Source organism: Gluconobacter sp. P1C6_b (genome assembly GCF_018811945.1).
Classification (GTDB): domain Bacteria; phylum Pseudomonadota; class Alphaproteobacteria; order Acetobacterales; family Acetobacteraceae; genus Gluconobacter.
Genome location: NZ_JACRVU010000054.1, coordinates 1 through 2,723, shown reverse-complemented (window position 1 = coordinate 2,723; position 2,723 = coordinate 1). Strand labels below are relative to the sequence as shown.

The following is a 2,723-nucleotide window of genomic DNA, read 5'->3' as shown; positions in this document are numbered from 1 at the left end:
TTGCCCTGCCATCCGGCGCCGAGTGCGATGTAGAGGGCGACGGCGTTGCGGACGCGGGCGAGGCGGCCGACGACGGCTTGGTCCTCGGCGGACAGGGCGGTCTGTTCGGTCGTCAGCACGTTCAGATATCCGGTCAGACCGGCCGTGAACAGCTTCTGCGCGCGGTCGCGGGCGAGGCCGGCATCGACGGAGGCCTGGTTCAGCTCCTCGACCAGCTCGGCATTATGCCGCCAGTCGCCCATCGCGTCCTCGACATCCGCAAACGCCTTGAGCACCGTCTTGCGGTAGGTCAGACGGCTGCCCTCGGCCTCGGCCCGGGCCTGCGCGATCGCGGCGGTATAACGGCCGCCATGAATGACTGGCAGCGTCGCCATCATCATGAAGCTCCACGCCATGCCGCCCGCCTGGAACGCCTGATAGGCGGCGGACGCGTTCGGGTTGAACGTCAGCGGGATCATGAATTTCGGATAGAGGTTCGACACCGCAATGCCCACGCGCGCCGTATCGGCGGCGTATTCGGCCTCGGCCACGCGGATGTCGGGGCGGTTGGCGAGCACGATCGAGGGCAGGCTGTCGGGGAAGCGCGGCAGATCGGGGATCGGACGGCGCTTTTCCAGCTCTTCCTCGAGCTGGCCCGGCATGTCGCCGACGAGCACGGCGATGGCGTGCATCAGCCGCTCTTCCTGCTCGTGTAGCGGGGCCAGACGGGCACGTTCGAGATGTTCTTCCGTCTGCGCCTGCGCCACGGCCAGCGTGTTGCCCAGGCCATGCGTATAGAGCTTTTCGGTCAGTTCGCGCGAGCGTACGGCCACGTCGATGGCGCGCTCGGTGACGGTCAGACGCTCCTGCACGGAGCGCAGTGTCACGTAATCCGTCGCCATCTCGGCCAGCAGCGCGAGGAGGACCGCGCGGCGGTTCTCGATCGATTCCTCGACGATCCGCTTGCGTTCTTCCACCTGCCGGGCGATGTGCCCGAACAGATCGACTTCCCAGCTTGCCCGCGCGCCATAGGTCAGGACCGAGGCCTCGGGGCGGTTGGCCGGATTGCCCGGACGCAGCGGCCAGTTGTCCACGTTGACGGAATAGCGGTCATCACCACCGCCCGCGGCCACATCGAGCTGCGGATACCAGGCCGACTGCGCCTGACGCCGCACGGCACGCTCGGCAATGATGTGCTGCGAGGCGATCTGCAGGTCGTAATTGCCCTTGATCGCCTGCTCCACCAGCTCGTTGAGCATGGGATCGTGGAACTGCGCCCACCAGTCCTTCATGTCGGCAGCCGACTGCGCCAGCGCATCGGCCGTGGCGGGGCGGGGCTGCTCGACGAAGGCGTCGGGCACCTTGATCCGGTCCGGCTTGAAGTTGGGCCCGACCGTACACGCCGTCAGCGACAGGCAGGTGCTCAGGGCCAGAGCTACGCTGCGGAGGGCTACGGCCCGGGTGAAGGGCCGCGCGAGCGAGCGGGAAAGGGGGGTGCGTGACATGTCAGAGGTGGTTCTGCAGCCAGGTGGTCAGACGTCCGCGCGCGCCCGGCGTTTCACGCCCGATCGTCACGGTGGCCGTCATGCCGGCCGCCAGCGTGATTTCCGGCGGCACGTTGTCAAACTCCAGACGCACCGGAATACGCTGCGCCAGACGCACCCAGGTGAAGATCGGGTTGACGTCCGGCAGGCCCAGCTTGTCGGACACGCCGTTCTGGTCGTTGATGCCGCGGCCGATGCTGACGACATGCGCCATGATGATCTGCTTGTAGCCCATCAGCTTGATCCGGGCCTCGTCACCGACATGCACGCCGTGCATCTTGGTTTCTTCGAAATAGCCGTTGATCCAGTAGCTGTGCGCATCGATCACCGCCAGCCCCGACACGCCGGCATGGGCATAGTCACCCACCCGCAGGTTGAGGTTGGTGATGTAGCCGTCCACCGGGGAATAGACCGTCGAGCGCTGCAGGTTCAGCAGGGCGGTGTTCAGCTCGGCCTTGGCCGCGTTGACCTTGGCGCGCTGGGTTTCGACGTTGGAGTTGAAGTCTTCCTGCTCTTCCGCCGAGACGATGCCGCCCAGGCCCATGCGGCGCCTGGCGTCGGACGTGCGGAGCTTCAGGTCTTCCTCGGCCCCGGCCACCCGGGCGCGGGCAGCGTCGATGTCGAGGCGGAAGCGCACCGGATCGAGCACGAAGAGCGGATCACCCTTGTGGACGAACTGGTTGTCCACGACCGGCACGGCAACGACCGTGCCCGAGACTTCAGGGGCCGCGTCCACGACGTAAACACGCACACGGCCGTCACGGGTCCAGGGGGCGAGGACGTAGATGTCCCACATCGTGCGCCCCAGTCCGATGGCCAGGGCCAGGACGATGAGGGTCAGCAGGACACGGATCACGCTGCGGGTCCAGTTCATTGCCGACCCCTCCTATACGTAAAGGATGAGTAGACAGAGAACACAGACATAGAGCGCTATTTCAAAGAGGGCGACGTGCCAGAACCATCCCAGCGCACCGGTGCGCCACAGGATGCTCCGAAGCAGTAACGTCACAAAGACCGCCGCTACGGCATAAATGGAAAGCGGTGCAACGAAAACGCCAAACAGGTCAACTTCAGCCAGCATCAGGGACCGACCCCACCGTCAACCACCAGACTGCCACCCGCCAGACTGTAAGACAATTCGAACACAACGCTCCTCGCTCAGCCTCATCGACTCCCACTCAGTGAAAAAAGAGTCGGTGG

At 65.4% G+C, this 2,723-nt stretch carries 3 protein-coding genes; all 3 read right to left on the bottom strand.

Translation table 11 applies throughout. From position 1 onward, the window contains the following. The coding region (locus KP701_RS15975) for an efflux transporter outer membrane subunit (RefSeq protein ID WP_215747902.1) at positions 1-1,484 on the bottom strand (1,484 nt) is incomplete at its 3' end. A 1-nt stretch (position 1,485) separates the two neighbouring features. Beyond that, positions 1,486-2,397 carry an HlyD family secretion protein gene (locus tag KP701_RS15970; protein ID WP_215747901.1) on the bottom strand — a complete coding sequence of 304 codons (912 nt, stop codon included), beginning with the start codon at positions 2,395-2,397 and terminating at the stop codon, positions 1,486-1,488. A gap of 12 nt (positions 2,398-2,409) precedes the next feature. Next, complete coding sequence (locus tag KP701_RS15965; RefSeq protein WP_041111784.1) at positions 2,410-2,604, bottom strand: DUF1656 domain-containing protein; 195 nt, start codon at positions 2,602-2,604, stop codon at positions 2,410-2,412. Positions 2,605-2,723: the final 119 nt, after the last annotated feature.

Bases quoted from the DNA above. Each gene is read 5' to 3' on its own strand.
- KP701_RS15970 (WP_215747901.1), bottom strand. From the start codon at position 2,397: ATGAACTGGACCCGCAGCGTGATCCGTGTCCTGCTGACCCTCATCGTC.
- KP701_RS15965 (WP_041111784.1), bottom strand. From the start codon at position 2,604: ATGCTGGCTGAAGTTGACCTGTTTGGCGTTTTCGTTGCACCGCTTTCC.